Below are 19,442 nucleotides of genomic sequence, written 5' to 3'. Positions count from 1 at the left end.
TAGGGGGTTGGCGCGGTAATCCGCCCCGGTTTTAACTGAGATGACGGGAGGTGTGTGATGAGTGAGTTCAACGGTCCATCATTGAACGCTCTACCTGCCGCATTAGTGAGCCAGACAAGCGAAAAGTCGCCGCAAGGCGGCAAATCCTTGCCGGCCCAAGTTGTGGAACATGCTGAAACGACTCGGGAGAAACTGGAAACTGCCCAGTTGTATGAGAAGGAGTCGCCAGAAGAAACGGAGGTTGCTGAACGTTCAGCTGCAACCGAATCCATGGATGACCGCATCAAAGAGGCAGTAGCCAGGCTGAATGATTACGTTCAGCAAGCCGAGCGGAAGCTCAATTTTCAAGTGGATGAAGAGGCAGGCTTAACTATCATCCGGGTGTTCGATAAGCAATCCGATGAACTGATTCGTCAGATTCCGAGTGAAGATGCTGTATCGCTGGCCCGAAAATTGAATCAGGAAGAGCCTTTGATGTTGTTTTCCGCTCAGGTGTAATGACCGAAGCGTCAAAATACCGACTGGAAATAACTGTTCTTTACAACAAGGGATATCAAGTGTACGCGGTGCAAGCCGATACCCTTGGTATCCTTTTTTGCGTTTTCGGCGTACGCATTGAAACGACGGCATAGAGGTAAAGGATATGGCCAGTATTTCGTCTTTGGGTATCGGTTCAGGGTTGCTCGACAACAAACTGCTGACCGATATCTTGACTGCAGAACGTGAAGCTACGGAACTGCGCCTGAAGCAGCGTGAAAACCGCGCGACGGCAAAAATTTCAGCCTACGCTGAAGTCCGTACCGCCTTGGACACTGTCAGTAAGGCCGCTTCATCTCTGGCGGATGCCAGCCTCATTATGGGGACTTCTGCCAGCATCAGTGACGAATCAGTTCTGGCCGCTTCTACCCAAAGTGCAGCCCGCCCGGGCAGCTACCGAATCGATGTCGACCGCGTCGCCAGCTCGCACAGTCTGGCATCGAAAAATTACGGTACCACTACGGCGACCGTCGGCTTAGGCCAACTGACTTTTACCTTGGGTACCACCAGTTATGACGAAGTGACGGGTGATTACGACGGTTTTACCCAGAACGAAGGCATTACGCCCGTCACCATTGATATCACCGAAGAGAACAACACCCTGACCGGGGTTCGCGATACCATTAACCGCGACGTTAAGGGCGTTACTGCGAGTATTGTTTTTGACGGTAACGGTTACCGCTTACAGCTGACCAGTGACGAAACCGGCGAAAACACCAGCATGCAGATTAACGCCAATGGCGATGCCGACCTGCAAGCCCTGGCCTATAACGGTTCGCAAAACGATCCCGCTAACAATATGACCGAAACCCAGAAGGGTGCGGATGCGGTTTTGCGCGTCAATGGTCTGGAAATTACCTCATCCAGTAACGAAGTAACTGAGGCAATTGAAGGGGTGACGCTGAATCTGTTGCAGCAAAGCAGCGACACCATCAATCTGAGCATCAGCCGCAATACCAATGATGTGCTCGACAAGATGGAAGAGTATGTCGACGCCTACAACTATTTCAAAAAAGTCTACGACGAGGTCAATCGTTACAATCCCGATGAACAGGATTCGGCTGGCTTGTTGCTGGGTGAAACCTCGCTTCGTTTGGGGTATTCAAAAATCCGCAGCAGCCTGAATACCATCGTCGATGGTTTGGTCGGCAGCGACTATAAGAGCCTGGTTCAGGTTGGTCTGGAAGTGAATCCCAACAATGATTATTTGCTGGAATTCGACCGCGCCACCTTCCGCAAAGCCATGAACGAAGATGCTGCGGGCATGGCCGGTTTGCTGGCGAACCAGCAGATCATTGATGATCCGCAGATTAAATACATCGCCAAGGGCATCGACACCAAACCAGGCAACTACGACATCTTTATTGAACAGGCTGCGACTCAGGCGCGCTGGCAGGGTCTGTCTGCCGAGCCGCTGGGTTTTGCCAGCGATCTGGTGATCGGCGGCAGTAACGATGAATTCCAGTTGGCGCTGGGTAATTCTGTGCGCGATATCAAGCTCGAGCAGGGCTCTTACGATAACGGCGATGACCTGGCGCAGATGATTCAGAACTCCATCAACCAGGCCTATGCCGGTTCGGGTAAATCAGTGGCGGTCGCCTTCGACGCCGACAGCAAGAGTCTGTCGATTACCTCGTCTGAATTTGGTTCGGCGTCGACCATCAACATCAACAATATGGATGCCACCCTGGCCAATACGCTGGGCTTGACCAGTGCCACCTTTGGTGGTGTCGACGGTCAGTCTTACAGCAATCTTGGCGCCGGTGGTTTTGGTGCTCAGTCGCTGGCGTCGCTGAATGCGTTTGATATTCAGGATGGCATCGACTTTTCTGAGAACGAAGTTCAGTTCGACCTGACCCTGACCGGTACCGCTAACGATGGTACTTACACCATTAACCTGGATGAAGACTGGTCGGATATCGTCGATACCGACGGCAACGTAACCACCAACCGTACTCGCGCCGATGCTCTGTCTTATATTCAGTCCGAGATTAACAACGCCGGTTTGGCGGGTGTGGTCACCGCAGAATTTAATAATAACGGTCGGCTGGTGTTCCGCACCGAACCGGAGGCGGGTACCCAGACGCTGGAAGTCAGCAATGTCAGCAGTACCGGAACGGATCCGCTGGGGCTGCAGGAAGGAGTGGGTACCAGTGGCGTAACGCTCGACAGCGATGCCGAATTCCAATTGGCGTTCAGCAACCGCAGCGCCGATGTCACCAGTGGCACCATCAGTGTCGCTGCCGGCACCTATGAAACCCCTGAAGATTTGGCCGCGGCCATTCAGACCGCCATTAACAATGACGCTGCTGTGCAGGCCGGTGCCGAAGGTGCCCGAACCACCAAAGGCAGTCGTAACCTCAGTGGCGGTGTCGACTTTGCGGCAGATCCGGCGCAATTTGGCTTCAAGCTGAACGGCACCGACTACACCATCAATGTGAATAGCAATGGTACGAATACGCTCGACAGTATTCAGCAAGCCATTGATGCCGAACTCGGCGCCGGCGTGGTCACCGCCTCAACCTCTGGTGGTGGCTTGGTGCTGACTACCGATATCACCGGTTCAACTCAGCAGATCGAAATCACCAGCGACGGCCTGGGTGCGACCACCACCGCCGGCTCGGTTGATCTGTCGACTGGCATCGATTTCAGCGCCAGCCCGGCCAATTTCACCCTGGAAGTTGATGGCGTCAATATCGATGTAACCGTCGATGGTGATGGCACCGCCGGCAGTAACGATGCCGAGTCCAATCTGGCGGCCATCCAGGAAGCGCTGGATTCCGCGCTGGTCAGCACCGGCGGCGAGTTCAAACCGGGCGATATCAAAGCCCGGTTGGATGCCAGCAATCAGCTGTATTTTGAAACGGTTTCGAAAAATGGTGAGCCGACTGAGGCCACCTTTGGCGCCGACGCCACCATCGAACTGAAAAATGCCGACGCCAATGCGCAGTCAGTACTGGGTCTGGCGGATCAGGGACCTCAGGTTAATGGTGCTGATGGTTTTGGTCTGTCCAAGGGCTTGTACCAGGGCTTCGATTCGCAGGCGACAGTCAGCTATAACGTCGATGAAGAGGGTAACGGCAGCTTTGGTGTGACCTTCGGCAACGACACTCAGGTGGCGTTCCTGGACGTCAACGACGTTGGCATGATCATACTCGGTTTCTCACCACCTCTGGGCGATGAAGCCGATCCGGTCCAGGGCAAAGACGTTAAAGGCACCATCAACGGCTACGAAGCCACTGGGCGTGGTCAATATCTGACGGCGCAGGAAAGCTCGAATCTGTCGACCAACGGTTATTTGCTGGGCGGTAAAGGCGCCGCTTTCGAAAGTGCGGTTGTTATCGATGCCACCAATAAGTCGTTTCAAGTTAAGATCGATGACGTTGAGTCCGGCACCATTGAACTGACCGAAGGCGTCTACACCAGCGGCGACCAGATGGCTGCGGAAATGCAGCGTAAGATCAATGCTGACCTGGAAAACACGGGTAAATCGGTTTCGGTTCAATACGACGAAGACACCGATACCTTCGGCATTATCTCTGCTTCCAAAGGTGAAGAGTCCACCGTCGAGGTGATGTCAATCGATCCTGGCCTGTCCGATATTCTGGCCATGACGCCAACAACGGTGGGCGTGCCGGGTAAAGAAGCCACCGAGGTAAGTAACGATGCCAAGGGAATGATTCTGAAAATCTCCGGTTCGCAAACTGGTCAACGTGGCAGCATCTCTCTTGTCGACGGTATTTTCTCGCGGATGCAGGATGCGCTGGATGACATGATTGGGGTGTCTGGGTCTTTGACGCAGCGTGAGAAATCACTGGATGATGAAATGGCCTTTATTGAAGAAGAGCGTTCCAAGCTCGATATTCGTATGAAGGCGATGGAAGAGAACCTGGTCAGTAAGTTTATCTTTAACGATAAATTGATCAGCCAGCTGCAGAACACCCAAAGCTTCCTGACGCAGCAGTTTGAAGCCATGAATCCTTCTAAAGACTGAGATTTTTCTTCATTAAAAAAGGCGCTTTTTAAAGCGCCTTTTTTTGTGGTTGCCGTTTCGGTTATTGCAAACGGACATAGCACTGATACATGGCGGCAAAGGTGTTTGGCCGTTCGGCTTCAAATTGCTGCCACTGCGCCAGGTCGGTAAAGGCACTGTCCGGGAAGCGTTGACGGAACGCCTGTTTGGTTGCAGCCGGCAGTACAAAACCGAGAAATTCCAGGTCCTCGCCGCTTAATAAGCCGCCCAATTGTTGCGGCGTAAAGCGATGTTCCTGAACGTGAAATAACAGGTCGCGACAGCCGCTGGTGGAATAAAAATCCGGCGCGTCTAGCAGGGCCTGGAAATCGCCATCGAGTCGATTTTCCATCAGGTGAGTACGGAACCGGCGAATGTCCTTACGCTGAGCCTGATAGCCAAACTCGGCTATCCACTGCCGCGCCGCCACCACCGGTTGCCGCGCCACTTCACTGTACAGCGCCAGCTTGATCACGCCGTTATTTTCCAGTTTGGTGGTCAGCTGTGCCAGGCCGGCTTGTGGATCGGCCATATGGTGCAGTACGCCTGAGCATTCGATGACATGAAAGCGTTCATCTAATTCGTCGAGCGCCAGAATGTCGCCTTGCATAAAGCGGATATTGTGAATGTGATAGCGCTGCGCCATGCGCTTGGCGTAGGCCAGGCTGCGGGCGCTAAGGTCGAGGGCAGTTACTTCAACATTGCGGAAATATTTGGCGATGCGTAACGCCTGTCGGCCGGTGCCGGCACCGGCCACCAAGACTTTGATGGTGCCCATGTTAAAGAACTGCGGTGCTTTAAAACCTTCCAGTTCGGCTTCCAGAGCGCGACCGTAATTGGTTGGTGTGTTGTAACCCAGATGCAGCCAGCGCGGGTAGGGCGATTGTTCATACTGCTGCTGCACCTGCAAAGAAATTTTATCCTCGATGAGAGTCAGCCGTTCAATCTCACGCGCCTGTTTAATTTCATCCAGCGGGCCTGCCAGGCAGTGGGTAATGACCGGTCTCACATAAGACGGCCAACGATTGTTGGCTATCTGTAATAACCGCTGCGCCCCCTGGAGTTCTGCCAGTGGTTCGTACATGCCATACATCAGCAGGGCGCTGAGCACATCGTTGGGTTGCAGTGAGGCCGTGGTGTTCAGGGTGCTGTGCAGCAGTTCGGCTAAGGCGCTTAGCAGCGATTGCTCATCCTCATCCACCGCGTAGACATGTTCGTTGTGCGCCGCCTGCATGCAGAAAGCTGCCGCCAGACGCAGCAATGCGGTGTCGCTGAACTGACCGGCCAAACTGTGCAGCAACAGTTGCTTGCGCACCATCACCAGGAAAGACTCCAGGCCGGCATGGGTGAAGTAAAGTCGTGACAGCGCCAGTTGCAGTAATTCATCGCGCGCCAGATCTTGCAGGTCGATCACGGCGTCAGGATCGTCCAACTGATATTTGTGCTTGAGTAAACTGGCCGCCAGGCGTGACAGGCCATCGTGGGCGACGTTGTCGAGCTTTAACCAACTGATCAGATCGGTTTCCAGGTCGGCCTGATAGTGATCGGCCTGGATGTGCCGGACCACATCAAACAACTGAGCGCGGATATGATCGTCGTGCGGGTGAGTGCGAAAAAGTTTGCGGTAGCCGTTGAAAGCCTGAACCATCTTGCCCTGGCGGGCGAAGGTATACACCAGAGAGGTTGCCGCCCGGGTTTCATCCGGAGCCAGCTGCAAAGCGCGGGAGAACAGCCTGATGGCGTCATCGAAGCGCCGCTGAGCCAGCTTTACATGACCCAGCGAATAACAGCAGCCGGCGTCATTGCCATTCAGGTTAAGCGCCTGTTGCAGCAGATCTTCAGCCGATTCGTAAAAGCCTTCGTCCAGCGCTATCCGGCCCAACAGGTTAAGCGCCAGCGCATGATCCGGGGCCAGCGCTAACATCCGTTGTGCCAGTTGTCGGGCCTGAGCCCGGTACTGAGCGGTATGTTCGTTACTGACGCGACTGCTCAAACTTTGCTCATAGCAATGCCGCGCCTGGTTTTCCAATTCCTGCAGCGAAGGGCTGTCAGCAGGATTCACCAGAGGCGGTGTCTGCGTCAGTGCTTGGGACGCTTGTCTCATAAGGCTACCCGTCCGGCTCTGCTTGAGCCTCTAATCCATCCAAACCGGCTAAAATACGACCATCCATAGTGACTAACCGGCAACTCCTTACCGTTTTTCAGGCCAAAATCGTTGCCTGAAAGGCTGTGTTGGAGGAAAGAGCAAGGACAATGCCAGAGCGGAAAAAACGGCATAAAAGTGATGACCGGATCAGGCTCAACTTTCCCTACATCCAGCCGCTAACTGAAGTATGCTTCCGAAAGGCTTTTCGGGAGGTGGCTTATGAATGATTCCAGCCGTCAGAGAGGTAATACCCCTATGTACGCTCAGGGTATCAAGCAGTACCAAACGGTCGGTACCGAAACGTCCATTATGGATGCAGATCCGCACCGTCTTATCCAACTCCTGTTCGAAGGGGCCCTGGCTCGTATTTCCACTGCCAAGGGACATATCGAGCGCAATGAATACGATCGCAAAAGTCAGGCACTGAATTCCGCCATCGACATTATTGGTGGCCTGCAAGACAGCCTGAACACCGATACGGGTGATCTGGCACTGAACCTGGAGCGATTGTACGACTACATGATTCGTCGCCTGTTCGAAGCCAATGTGCGCAATGACAACAGCATTCTCGACGAAGTCACCGATTTGCTGATTCAGATTAAATCCGCCTGGGATGCGATCCGTGAAGAAGCGCTGCAGAGCATGAAAACAGCCGGACCCACAGATGGCGCTTGAAGCCGAGGTGCTGGTTGACCGCTCTCGTCAGTTGATCGAGCAGGGCTTGCGCTTGCAGTCGGAAGTCGACACCGAGGCGATGGCACAGTGGGATGATGCGGTCAATGAGTGGCTTCAGGACGTTAATCTGGCTTTGGCTCAGGACGATTTCAGCAGTCGCCCGCTGCAACGTCACCTGGGTATCTTGATTGAGCTTTATCAGCAATCTGTGGCTGAATTTGCTCAGCTTCGTGATGATCAGGCGGCGACAACGGCCGAATTGCATCAAAAACGCTGGAAAATCACCGGTTAAATTTCCGTACAGAATGTGCGTCAACTCTCCCCGTCAGGGGCAGGGTGGGGCGCATTTTTTTGTTACTGACTGTGCACTTTGTCAAGGAAACGTTTGAATTGCCGTGTAAACCGCTTGAAAATCAACGCTTTATCAGCGTAAATTCGGGCAGTAATGTGAAGTAGTCATCGGTTTGACAGTCAGAGTCGATACGTCTTTACTATTGTTTGACAGTCAATTTGCTGACGTTATCTCACTTTGACTGTGACATGCTTCCGGTGTTTTGTGAGGAATTGTTCACGATGTTGCGTGAAATCAAACTGTTGATGATCGATGACGACGACCAGCGTCGACGGGATTTTGAAGTCATTCTTCAATTTCTTGGCGAAACCTGTGTTGGCGTTTCCAGTGATAACTGGCAGGCGCAGATTACCGATTCGGTATCTGGCCCGGAAGACCTAGTGGCAGTTTTGGTCGGTCGGAGCAGCGCATCGCTGGCTGGCATGGTCCAGTCGCTGGTGGAGTGGGATGAAGGCTTGCCCGTCATTTTGATGGACGATCATCCCGAGGTGGAATTGCTGGATGAATGCCTGCGCCGTCAGGTGATCGCCAAGCTGCATTCACCGCCCACCTACAACAAGATGCTCGACACCCTGCACCGGGCGCAAATGTATCGCGAACAGTTTGATCTGACCCGCGGTCGCGGCCAGCGTCGCGAGGTGAATCTGTTTCGGTCTCTGGTTGGCTCCAGTCGTGGCGTACAGCAAGTGCGCGAGATGATGACGCAGGTCGCTGACAAAGAAGTCACGGTGATGATTCAGGGCGAAAGCGGCACCGGCAAAGAAGTGGTCGCGCGCAACCTGCACTATAACTCCCATCGACGTCATAAGCCTTTTGTTCCGGTCAACTGCGGTGCCATTCCCAGTGAATTGATTGAAAGCGAACTGTTTGGTCATGAAAAAGGTGCTTTCAGTGGTGCCATTACCGCCCGGGCCGGTCGTTTCGAAATGGCCGAAGGCGGCACGCTGTTCCTCGATGAAATTGGCGATCTGCCGCTCAACATGCAGGTTAAATTGCTGCGTGTGTTGCAAGAGCGCACCTTTGAACGCGTCGGCGGCAACAAGACTTTTACCTGTGATATCCGGGTCATCGCAGCGACGCACCGCAATCTGGAACAGATGATTGAAGAAGGTCTGTTCCGTGAAGATCTTTATTATCGGCTGAATGTTTTCCCGATCGAAATGCCACCGCTGCGTGAGCGTTCCGAAGACATTCCGCTGCTGTTGAACGAATTGATTTCGCGCATGGAAAACGAAAAGCGCGGTTCCATTCGTTTCAGTTCAGCCGCCATCATGTCGTTGGTACGCCATGACTGGCCGGGCAATGTTCGCGAGATGGCCAACCTGGTTGAGCGACTGGCGATCATGCATCCCTATGGGGTGATTGGCGTGCAGGAATTGCCGATTAAATATCGCCATGTTGAGGATGAAGATGACGCCCTGATGAGCTCCATGCCGATGGTGGCATCGACCGAGGGTGGTGGTTTTAATTTCGATCAGTCGGCCTTGTTACCGGTCAACGGTCTGGACCTTAAAGAGTATCTGACCGATCTGGAACGCTCCCTGATTCAGCAGGCTCTGGATGATGCTCAGGGCGTGGTCGCCCGGGCCGCCGAGAAATTGCATATTCGTCGCACCACCCTGGTCGAGAAGATGCGCAAGTACAAGATCAACAAACGCGAAGCCGTTAACTGATCTGCACAGCCTGGCGCGTTCTGGCGCCAGGCTGTTTTCCCTCCTTCAGCATCACACAACAGCCTTTATTTGCCCGCTGTCTTAGCCGCCTTTAAGGGTTCTCAGGCTGAGCGAACGATGCTGTCAAAATCCGTCAAGACATTGCCGTCGGTCGAAAATTTCCGCCTGAAAAACCGCTGCAGGCCTTGATGCGGCTAGCTTTGTCCGCTTTTGGCACCACCTTTGCAGTAGCCCTCCCGTGACACCAAAAAGTGCCAATAAATGGTCAGTGGGAGTTTTAATGGGCGCGCCCGAATTTGACAGCTTGATGCAAAAACCCGCTCCGGAAGCGATGCGCGACCGTTCGCTCGCCGATCTGCAGCAAGCCTTTGTGACCTTTACCCAGATGTCGGAGCAACTGACCGAAAGCTACGAGATGCTGGAAAGTCGGGTACTGGAACTCAGTGGCGAGCTGGCGTCGGTCAGCGAGCAGCGCATGCAGGAACTGAGTGAAAAAGAGCGCCTGGCTGATCAGTTGGAAAGTCTGCTCAATCTGCTGCCGGCGGGTGTGGTGGTGGTCGATAACACCGGCATCGTTCGGCGCGTAAATCCGGCGGCGCAGTCGCTGCTGGTCAGCGCCGGATTGCCGGAATTGGTCGGCGTGCCCTGGGGACGGATTATTCGTCAGACGTTTAAGCCGCGGCAGAACGATGGCCACGAAATTTCCTTGGCCGATGGGCGTCTGGTCAGTATCGAAACCTGCGCTCTGGATAACGCCGGTCAGTTGATTCTGCTCAGTGACCAGACCCAGACGCGCGCCTTGCAGGCCAAGCTGTCTCGCCACGAACGCTTGACGGCCATGGGGCGGATGGTGGCCTCCCTGGCACATCAGATTCGTACGCCCTTGTCGGCGGCCATGCTCTACGCCTCCAACCTGAAAAATCCACGCGTCAGCGACGAGGTGCGCGGTCAGTTTGTCGATAAACTGATCGGTCGTTTGCATCACCTTGAACAGCAGGTTCAGGACATGCTGATCTTTGTTAAAGGTGAATGCCAGCTGGTGCATCGGCTCAGTGTCAGTGAGTTGTTCAGCGTTATGGCCGACAACTTATCGGCCCGGATCGAGCAGTATCCCAAGGCGTTGCACTGGCACAACGATGCCGCTGATGTTGAGTTGCAATGCCAAAAAGATGCGCTGGTCAGCGCGCTGTGCAATCTGATCAATAACGCCTTCGAAGCCAGCCCTAATGATCCGGATATTGCTATCGCCGCCGAACGTCGCGGTGATCGTTTGCGCTTAACCATTCGCGATCAGGGACCGGGTATGGATGAACAAACCCTGGCGCAAATTCGCGAACCTTTTTTCACCACTAAAAGCCACGGCACCGGCCTCGGTATTCCCGTTGTCATGGCCGTTATTCGTGCCCATCAGGGCGATTTTGAGATCGACAGTCAGCCTGGCAAGGGCACTGTCGTGCACCTGAACCTGCCCGTTAGGGCCGAGCGCTGAAAGCGTCGTTTAGGAGAAAGACCATCATGAATATTTTGATCGTAGAAGATGATGCCAACCTGCGTGAAGCGGTCAGCGACACCCTGAAGTTGTCGGACTATGACGTCGTCGAAGCCGATTGCGGCGAAGCGGCGGTGGCGCGACTGAAAGAACAGTCGGTCGATTTCATCGTCAGCGACGTCAATATGCCGGGTATGGATGGCCATCAGCTGCTCGACTATGTGCGCACTCATCACCCTGACTTGCCGATGTTGCTGATCACCGCCTATGCCGCGGTCGATAAAGCCGTGGCGGCGATGCAGGCCGGCGCGGTCGATTATCTGGTCAAGCCATTCGAGCCGGATCAGTTGATTGATCTGATTGAGCGTCATGGCCAGGCAACGCCGGCGACACAGGACGATCCCATCGCCGTTGAGCCGGCCAGTCAGCAAGTGTTGGCGCTGGCCCGCAAAGTCGCGGCTACCGATTCCACCATTTTGATCAGTGGTGAAAGCGGCACCGGTAAGGAAGTGCTGGCGCGTTTTATTCACCAGCAATCGGCGCGTGCGGGCGAAGCTTTTGTCGCCATTAACTGCGCCGCCATTCCGGAAAATATGCTCGAAGCCACCTTGTTTGGTCATGAAAAGGGCGCCTTCACCGGTGCCATTCAAAGCCAGGCCGGTAAGTTCGAACAGGCCAATGGCGGCACTATTTTGCTCGACGAGATTTCCGAAATGGATCTGGGTCTGCAGGCAAAATTACTGCGCGTCTTGCAAGAACGTGAAGTGGAACGCATCGGCGGCCGTCGCACCATCGCCCTGGATGTACGGGTGCTGGCCACCACCAACCGCGATCTGCTCGAAGAAGTGCGCGCCGGTCGTTTCCGTGAAGACCTCTATTACCGTCTGAATGTTTTCCCGTTGCAGTGGCAACCGCTGCGTGCCCGTCGTGGTGATTTGCTGCCGCTGGCACAGCATCTGTTATCGCTGCACGCGCGCAAGATGCATAAGGGCAATATCGCTTTGGATGATTCCGCCCGCGATCGGATTTTGAGTTATGACTGGCCGGGTAACATCCGCGAGCTCGATAACGCTCTGCAACGCGCTTTGATTCTGCAAAGCGGTCAGTGGGTCACGGCGCAGGATCTGGGTTTGGATGGTGAACATCTGATCGACTTCGAAGCGCGCCGTCCGGTGACGACCAGCCATCGATTCGAGCGCGCCGAAGCCGCGCCGGACATGGATTTGGATGACGACAACCTGGACAACAACGACGGCATCCACCGCGACCTGAAACACCACGAATTTGAATTGATCCTCAATGCATTGCGCGTGACCGGCGGACGTAAAAACAAGGCGGCCGACAAGCTGGGCATCTCAGCGCGGACGCTGCGTTACAAGCTGGCGCGCATGCGTGAACTGGGCATGGATGTGGACGGCGCCATCGCCGGCATTCGTTAAACCGCTTAGCCGGCGGCAGGGTTTGACCGGAAAAACCAAGCCGCCGGCAAAAGTTGGCCCGCCCTTTGCTCAATGACTGTATAGCGGGCGTTTTGGTGACCAAAGTGACTGTTTTTTGTCGCCAGCCCAGATGCAGACAGCCTGATGCACACAGCAGCAGCTAATTTTTGACACTTTGCTTTGCCATTAGCCGAGTGTCAGCGGGAAGAGGGAAAGGCAGATGACTGATCGAGCCGACATTCAAAACGTCCTTGGGCAAATGCGCTCAATCCGTGAGCAGATGCAAGTGCCGCGACCGCCTGGGCCGCAACCGCTGCAAGGGCCGTCGTTCGAGCAGCAGATGCAACAGGTGCGCAATCAGTCCGGACCGGTGCGTCCGGAAGCCGAACTTAATTTACCGCAACCGCAAACGCCTGGTGGCATCAACGAACTCGACGGCATGCCGCCGATGGGCCATGTGCCGTCCTTCGGTGAGATGTTCAAATCCGCCGTTGATACCGTTAACGATACGCAGATGGCGGCCAGCGAAATTGCCACCCGTTACGAGCAGGGCGACCCGGAAGTCGACCTGCCCGAAGTAATGATTGCCCTGCAAAAATCCAGCGTCTCCTTTCAGGCCATGACCCAGGTTCGCAACAAGATGGTCGAGGCTTATAAGGACATTATGAACATGCCGATCTGATGCCTTTGGGTGTCAGTACGCCGGCTGGACCGGTGCTGAAGAGTGAAGCGAGACCATGACCGAAAACGTCCCTGCTGCAGCCGGTAATACTTCCGACGACAGCGACAACAACGCCCAAAGCGGATTGCCGGCAACGCGTGCGGAGGCTGGCTCCGGCACGGCTATTGCCACGACCGGCGCAGGCGCCGACGACAGTCCTGATCTGGTCGATAAAGAACCTTCGGCGCTGAAAAAAATGCATCCCTTGGTGGCCGGTTTTAACCGCCTGACCATGATGCGCCAGTTCGGTCTGTTGGTGGGTCTGGCGGCCAGTATTGCGCTCGGTCTTGGCGTGGTGCTCTGGTCGCAGCGCGAGACCTACCATCCATTGATGAATTCCACCAACACCTATGCGGCAGCCGACGTCATTCAGGTGCTGCAGGGCGAGAAAGTGAATTTCGATATCGACCCGGCCAGCGGTGTGATCCTGGTGCGTCAGGATGATCTGCACCGGGCGCGCCTGGCCATTGCCGGCGCCGGTCTTTCCAACGATCAAACTGTGGGCTATGAATTGCTCGACGACGACCAGCCGTTGGGCACTTCTCAGTTTATGGAAAACGCTCGCTATATGCGTGCGCTCGAAGGCGAGCTGGCGCGTACCATAGCTTCGATGAATCAGGTGCGGGCGGCGCGCGTGCATCTGGCCATTCCCGAACGCTCGGTCTTTATTCGCGACCGGCGTCAGCCGACCGCCTCGGTGTTTACCGAATTGCACGCCGGCGCCGATATGGATGTCGATTCGATTCGTGCCATCCGCAACCTGGTTGCCACCTCCATTCCCGAACTGAAACCGGAAAACGTCTCGGTGGTTGATCAGCGCGGCCAACTGCTGTCGGCGCAGACTGAGAACCCCGAAGATGAACTGACCGATCGACAGTTCCAGTACACCCAGCGGGTGGAAGACAACCTGCTGAACCAGATTAACTCCATTCTCGGTCCGGTGGTCGGGCGCGATAATTTCCGCGCCGAAGTGAACGCCGATATCGACTTCACTCAGGTCGAGCAGGCTGAAGAGCTGTACAACCCGGATCTGATTGCGCTGCGGTCGGAACAGACCATCGAAGAAGAGCGTATCGGTGAGCCCGAAGGTGGTATTCCCGGCGCCTTGACCAACCAGCCTCCGGGCGCGGCGGAAGCGCCGGAAGAGGTTGATCCGGAAGCGCAGAACAATACGCCGCCGCCGTCGACCACTCGTAATGAGGCAACCCGAAACTACGAAGTCGACCGCACCCTGAGCTACACTCAATTCCAGCAAGGCCGGATGCGTCGACTGACGGTGGCTGTGGTGGTTGACGATCTGGTCAGCACCAACCCGGAAACCGGTGAGCTGGTGCGCGAGAACTGGACCGAGGCCGATCTGCAGCAACTGCGCTTGCTGGTTCAGGACGCGGTCGGTTTCGACCCGAGCCGTGGCGACAGCGTCAATATCGTCAACTCTGGTTTCCGCGGCGTGGCCGACGCCGTTGATGATTCGCCCTGGTACACCCAGCCCTGGTTCTGGGAGATCGCCAAGCAGATATTGGCTGGCCTCTTTGTTCTGATCCTGGTGTTCGGCATACTGCGGCCAGCACTGCGCTCCTTGCTGAGTCGTGGTGAGGATGAAGACGAAGAGGACGATCTGGCGTCGCTGGATGTCGATGAGGATTCCATCACCGACGACAAGGTGACGCTGAGCACGGCCGATGAATACGCGCTGCCGGGACCGTCGGAGCAGTTTGAGCGGCAGCTGGACGCCTTGCGCGGCCTGATCGCAGAAGACCCGGGCCGGGTGGCACTGGTACTGAAACGTTGGATCATGAGCAATGACTGAGCAGAATCCGAATTTGCCGGTGCCCCAAGGCACCGAAGACGCCACCAAGGCGCTGGACGGCATCAGTTGGCTGAACCGGGCGGCTATCTTGCTGATGAGCGTGGGTGAAGCCGACGCCGCCGAGGTGCTCAAGCACCTGGGGCCGAAAGAGGTTCAGCGCGTCGGTACCGCCATGTCCGGCTTATCGGAAGTGCGCCAGGAACAGTTGGAAGGAGCGGTGCGTCTGTTCCTGGAAGAAGTCGGCGGTCAGACCAGTCTCGGTATTGGCGCCAACGACTATATTCGTAACATGCTGACCCAGGCGCTGGGTGCCGATAAGGCCACCGGCCTGATTGACCGCATTCTGCTCGGTGGTAACACCACCGGTCTGGATACGCTGAAGTGGATGGAGCCGCGTGCCGTGGCCGACATCATCCGCAACGAACACCCCCAGATTCAGGCCATCGTGATCGCCTATCTGGAGCCGGATCAGTCGGCAGAAATTCTCGCCCAGTTCAGCGAAAAAGTGCGTCTGGATATCGTTATGCGGGTGGCGGCTCTGGAAACTGTCCAGCCAATCGCTTTGCAGGAGTTGAACTCCATTTTGGAAAAACAATTCTCTTCCAGCGCCGGTGCTCAGGCTCAGTCGTTGGGCGGCGTGAAGACAGCGGCCGAGATTATGAACTTCCTCGAGTCCAGCGTCGAAGCCGAAATCATGGACGGCATCAAAACCGTCGACGAAGATCTGGCGGCGGAAATTGCCGACCTTATGTTCGTGTTCGAAAACCTGTCCGACATCGACGACCGCGGCATTCAGATGCTGCTGCGCGAAGTGCCGACCGATTTGCTCAAAGTCGCCTTGCGCGGTTCCGATCAGAAGCTGCAGGAAAAAATGCTCGGCAATATGTCCAAGCGTGCCGCCGAAATCCTGCGCGACGACATGGACGCCATGGGCCCGGTCAAGCTCAGCGATGTCGAAGTGGCGCAGAAAGAAATCCTCAACATCGCCCGACGCATGTCCGATTCGGGCGAAATCGCCCTCGGTGGAACCGGTGGCGAGGCCATGGTGTGAGGCCGCCATCGGCCGCCGCCAGGGGAGTAGTAGGTTATGGCGCCATCCATGCGTAAACCGCCGTTGCACCATCCAGAAGAGAACAATCGGGATCTGGATATTGAAACCTATCGACTGCCGCGCTGGGATGCACAGGGCAATCTGATCGACGACCGGCCCAAACCGATCGCCACGGTGACCGAAGACGTTGAAAGCGTCGACATTCAACCTCCGACCGCTGAAGAAATCCGCCAGATTCATGACGACGCCTTTAACGAAGGTTTTGAATCCGGCTATCAGCAGGGCATGAAACAGGGCCAGCAGGAAGGTCATAAAGCCGGTCACCAGCAGGGTTATGAAGCTGGCGAGCAGGCCGGCCGTGGCGTCGGTGAACAAGCTGGCTATGAGGCAGCGCGCAAGACAGAGCAGCAGCGAATTGATGAGGAACTGGCGCCGCTGAAAGCCGTGCTGGAGCAACTGCAAGGCCTGCTGCCGAAACAGGAAGCAGCGTTGCGCGAAGGCTTGATGGCGCTGGCAGTGCGGCTGGCGCGTAACCTCTTTGATGCCGAACTGGCGTTAAAACCCGACCACATTCAAGCGCTGGTGCACAGCGCCATTCAGGCATTACCCAATGCCGATGAACGGCTGACCATTGAATTGCATCCGGATGATCTGGCCCTGGTCGAGCCCATCGCCGACAGCCACTGGACCTTGCAGGCCGATGCGCAATTGAACCGGGGTGGTTGCCGGGTTCGCACCCGGTTCAGCTATATCGATTACAGCCTGGAGCATCGCTTTCGCCAACAGGTCAGCAATCTGCTGGCGCAGTCGGGGTTATCCGAGCGTCTGGACGAGCTGAGCCAGCCCTGGACCTTACCCGAGGCCAATGCTGAGGCGGCAGACACGCCTTTGAGCACCGACGACCAGCCGCAGGAAATTCTCAGTGAGTCGATGGGTCCAGAACAACCCGCCGCTGCTGAATCAAATGCAGCAGCCGAATCCGCTACGACGGATACCGCCGACCAGGCACCGGCGGATAATGCAGCGACCGCAGAAGCACCGGCTGGAGAAAGTCTGACCGAACCCGATCAGACTGCCCCGCCAGCCGCGGATGCAACCGACAGCGATCAAAGCAACTCGGCAGCCTCGGCCGACGACTCATCTGCGGCAGTTGATCCGTCTGTTGCCGATCCGAACGTCCCACCCGCCAGCCAAGAGTCGCCAGACGATGAGCCTCGCTGATTACCTGAACGACAGCCAGCGTTGGTTGCCGGATGAAGCGCCGGTCATTGTTGAGGGCCGCTTGACCCGCATGGTCGGTCTGACGCTCGAAGCCATCGGCCTGAACGCCACCGTCGGTGAGCGTTGCCAGGTGATCGATCGTGGTAATTGCATCGAAGCCGAGGTGGTTGGGTTCCAGGACGACAAAGCCTTTTTAATGCCGGTGCAGCCGATCAGTGGTTTGCGTGCCGGCGCGCGCGTGGTGCCGGTGGAAACCGCCAGTGAACTGGTCATTGGTGAGGAGTTGCTCGGTCGTGTGGTGAACGGCTTTGGCGAACCGATTGATGGCAAAGGGCCAATCGGCTGTCGTGTGCGTCAAAACCTGAACGGCGAAACCATCAACCCGCTGCACCGTCAGCCGATTCGTGAGCCACTCGATGTCGGCATCCGTGCTATTAACTCGGTACTGACGGTTGGCCGTGGTCAGCGTCTGGGTTTGTTCGCCGGCTCCGGTGTGGGTAAATCCATGCTGCTGGGCATGATGACCCGCTTTACCACGGCTGACATCACCATCGTCGGGCTGATCGGCGAACGCGGCCGGGAAGTCAAAGAGTTTATTGAAGACATCCTCGGCGACGAAGGGCTGGCGCGTTCAGTCGTGGTTGCCTCGCCGGCCGATGATGCGCCCTTGTTGCGTTTGCGCGCGGCGCAATACACCACCGCCATCGCCGAATATTTCCGCGCTCAGGGTAAGAACGTGTTGATGTTGATGGATTCGCTGACGCGTTATGCCCAGGCGCAACGCGAAATCGCCTTGGCCATTGGCGAACCGCCAGCCACCAAAGGTTATCCGCCCTCGGTATTCGCACGGGTGCCGCAATTGGTGGAACGCGCCGGTAATGCCGAAGCCGGGGGTGGCTCCATCACCGCCTTCTACACCGTTCTGACCGAAGGCGATGACCAACAGGATCCGGTCGCCGATTCCTCTCGAGCGATCCTCGATGGGCACTTTGTATTGAATCGTCGCCTGGCCGAGGAAGGCCATTATCCGGCCATCGATATCGAGCAAAGTATCAGCCGGGCGATGTCGCAGGTGGTACCTGAGGCGCACTTCAAACAGGCGCAAAAAATCAAACAGATCTGGGCGCGTTACCAGCAAAACCGGGATCTGATTTCCATCGGCGCTTATAGTCCTGGCACCGATCAGGCGATCGATGAAGCCATAGCGCTCTATCCCAGAGTGACCGGCTTCCTGCAGCAGGGTCTGGGCGAGCGCGTTGGTTACGACGAGAGCCTGCAGCAAATGGGTCAGATGTTGCCGCCGGCGCAGGACAACGCCAATGCCAATGCCAATAATGGCGGTGGCAGCTTGCAAAAAGGCCGGCCGCTGGCCAAACCGGGCGCGCGTAATCGACGCGCCGGCAATGCCCAAGCGAGGCGATGATTACTGATGAAGCGATCCGAACGCTTACAAGTCATCGAACGGCTGGCCAAGCAGCGTGAAGACCAGGCTGCTCAGGCGTTGCAGCAGGCGCGTGCGCAGTTGGAGCGGGAAATTAAACAGCTGGATGAACTGGCCGACTATCAGCGCGATTACCATCAGTCTTTGCAGATCAGCGGAGGCACGGGTATTTCCATCGAACAGTGGCGCCGTACTCAGGGTTTTATCGATCAGTTGGAAACGGTGATGGGCCGCCAGCGCGGCGTCATCCAGCAATGGCAGGAGCAGGAAGGCAAATTACTGGAGCATTGGCAGGGGCTTTATCAACGCCGCAAAACGCTCAATCAGTTGGTGGAAAAAGTCTCAATGGAAGAGTTGATTGAGGCCGACCGACGCGAACAAAAAGCGCTCGATGAGGTGGTCAGTCAGATGCGCCAACGCAGCGGCAGTTGGTAGTTGCGCCCTGGGTTAAACAGACATTACAGTGGCGCTGGCCGGGCACTTGGGACTAACCGCATCGCCTGGCTGGCGGCTGCGATAAAGCCGGCTACAATGAGTTCAAGGCGCACCGCCTGACTAGAGGAACCGCTATGACCGTCTCGGCAATACCCAATGACAACGGTACAGAAATTACCATTAAAATTACCGGCCGCTTCGATTTCAGTTCGCACCAGGAATTTCGCCAGATTTATGAGAATGCAGCCCCCGACATTCAGGGTTACATCATAGATATGGGAGAGGCGACTTACCTCGACAGTTCGGCATTGGGTATGTTGTTGTTATTGCGCGATCATGCCGGTGGCGATAACTCCGACATTCGCATCATTAATTGCAACGAAGACGTTCGCAAAATTCTATCCATATCCAATTTTGGGCAACTGTTTCGGATCGAATAA

At 56.0% G+C, this 19,442-nt stretch carries 15 protein-coding genes; 14 read left to right on the top strand and 1 reads right to left on the bottom strand.

Annotated elements, in window-relative coordinates; all coding sequences use genetic code 11:
- Window positions 1-57: 57 nt before the first annotated feature.
- Both ABMA60_RS13335 and fliD read left to right on the top strand, forming a co-directional pair.
- The gene (locus ABMA60_RS13335) at window positions 58-498 is read left to right on the top strand and encodes a flagellar protein FlaG (RefSeq protein WP_392803889.1); all 441 of its coding nucleotides are present in this window, start codon (window positions 58-60) and stop codon (window positions 496-498) included.
- Between the two features lie 145 nt (window positions 499-643).
- On the top strand, window positions 644-4,531 hold the full coding sequence (gene fliD / locus ABMA60_RS13330; protein WP_392803887.1) for a flagellar filament capping protein FliD: 3,888 nt from the start codon (window positions 644-646) through the stop codon (window positions 4,529-4,531).
- A 61-nt stretch (window positions 4,532-4,592) separates the two neighbouring features.
- Here the strand turns inward: fliD and ABMA60_RS13325 are convergent, their stop codons facing one another.
- A complete protein-coding gene (locus ABMA60_RS13325; RefSeq protein ID WP_392803885.1) occupies window positions 4,593-6,653 on the bottom strand; it encodes a methyltransferase domain-containing protein in 2,061 nt (686 codons plus the stop codon).
- Window positions 6,654-6,914: 261 nt separating this feature from the next.
- Between ABMA60_RS13325 and fliS the strand changes: the two genes are divergently transcribed.
- The 12 genes from fliS to ABMA60_RS13265 all read left to right on the top strand — a co-directional run bounded on the left by fliS (window position 6,915) and on the right by ABMA60_RS13265 (window position 19,442).
- Window positions 6,915-7,370, top strand: coding sequence for a flagellar export chaperone FliS (fliS, locus tag ABMA60_RS13320; RefSeq protein WP_392803883.1), 456 nt, complete (start codon window positions 6,915-6,917; stop codon window positions 7,368-7,370).
- Complete coding sequence (locus ABMA60_RS13315) at window positions 7,360-7,662, top strand: hypothetical protein (RefSeq protein ID WP_392803881.1); 303 nt, start codon at window positions 7,360-7,362, stop codon at window positions 7,660-7,662. Before fliS ends, ABMA60_RS13315 begins: the two co-directional genes overlap by 11 nt.
- 281 nt (window positions 7,663-7,943) lie before the next feature.
- On the top strand, window positions 7,944-9,395 hold the full coding sequence (locus ABMA60_RS13310) for a sigma-54 dependent transcriptional regulator (RefSeq protein WP_392803879.1): 1,452 nt from the start codon (window positions 7,944-7,946) through the stop codon (window positions 9,393-9,395).
- A gap of 280 nt (window positions 9,396-9,675) precedes the next feature.
- On the top strand, window positions 9,676-10,884 hold the full coding sequence (locus ABMA60_RS13305) for a sensor histidine kinase (RefSeq protein ID WP_392803877.1): 1,209 nt from the start codon (window positions 9,676-9,678) through the stop codon (window positions 10,882-10,884).
- Window positions 10,885-10,910: 26 nt separating this feature from the next.
- Window positions 10,911-12,323 carry a sigma-54-dependent transcriptional regulator gene (locus ABMA60_RS13300; RefSeq protein WP_392803875.1) on the top strand — a complete coding sequence of 471 codons (1,413 nt, stop codon included), beginning with the start codon at window positions 10,911-10,913 and terminating at the stop codon, window positions 12,321-12,323.
- Between the two features lie 220 nt (window positions 12,324-12,543).
- Complete coding sequence (gene fliE, locus ABMA60_RS13295) at window positions 12,544-13,005, top strand: flagellar hook-basal body complex protein FliE (protein ID WP_392803873.1); 462 nt, start codon at window positions 12,544-12,546, stop codon at window positions 13,003-13,005.
- A gap of 55 nt (window positions 13,006-13,060) precedes the next feature.
- A complete protein-coding gene (fliF, locus tag ABMA60_RS13290) occupies window positions 13,061-14,854 on the top strand; it encodes a flagellar basal-body MS-ring/collar protein FliF (RefSeq protein WP_392803870.1) in 1,794 nt (597 codons plus the stop codon).
- On the top strand, window positions 14,847-15,905 hold the full coding sequence (gene fliG / locus ABMA60_RS13285; protein ID WP_392803868.1) for a flagellar motor switch protein FliG: 1,059 nt from the start codon (window positions 14,847-14,849) through the stop codon (window positions 15,903-15,905). The genes fliF and fliG overlap by 8 nt, the downstream gene beginning before the upstream one ends.
- A gap of 36 nt (window positions 15,906-15,941) precedes the next feature.
- Window positions 15,942-17,126 carry a FliH/SctL family protein gene (locus ABMA60_RS13280; RefSeq protein ID WP_392803866.1) on the top strand — a complete coding sequence of 395 codons (1,185 nt, stop codon included), beginning with the start codon at window positions 15,942-15,944 and terminating at the stop codon, window positions 17,124-17,126.
- The gene (gene fliI, locus ABMA60_RS13275) at window positions 17,113-18,549 is read left to right on the top strand and encodes a flagellar protein export ATPase FliI (RefSeq protein ID WP_392803863.1); all 1,437 of its coding nucleotides are present in this window, start codon (window positions 17,113-17,115) and stop codon (window positions 18,547-18,549) included. Before ABMA60_RS13280 ends, fliI begins: the two co-directional genes overlap by 14 nt.
- Before the next feature lie 6 nt (window positions 18,550-18,555).
- Window positions 18,556-19,002 carry a flagellar export protein FliJ gene (fliJ, locus tag ABMA60_RS13270; RefSeq protein ID WP_392803861.1) on the top strand — a complete coding sequence of 149 codons (447 nt, stop codon included), beginning with the start codon at window positions 18,556-18,558 and terminating at the stop codon, window positions 19,000-19,002.
- A 134-nt stretch (window positions 19,003-19,136) separates the two neighbouring features.
- A complete protein-coding gene (locus tag ABMA60_RS13265) occupies window positions 19,137-19,442 on the top strand; it encodes an STAS domain-containing protein (RefSeq protein ID WP_392803858.1) in 306 nt (101 codons plus the stop codon).

It is taken from the genome of Saccharospirillum sp. HFRX-2, from assembly GCF_043196805.1.
GTDB lineage: Bacteria > Pseudomonadota > Gammaproteobacteria > Pseudomonadales > Natronospirillaceae > Saccharospirillum.
Note: the sequence above shows the minus strand (reverse complement) of the source record. Positions and strands in the feature narration are given on the sequence as shown.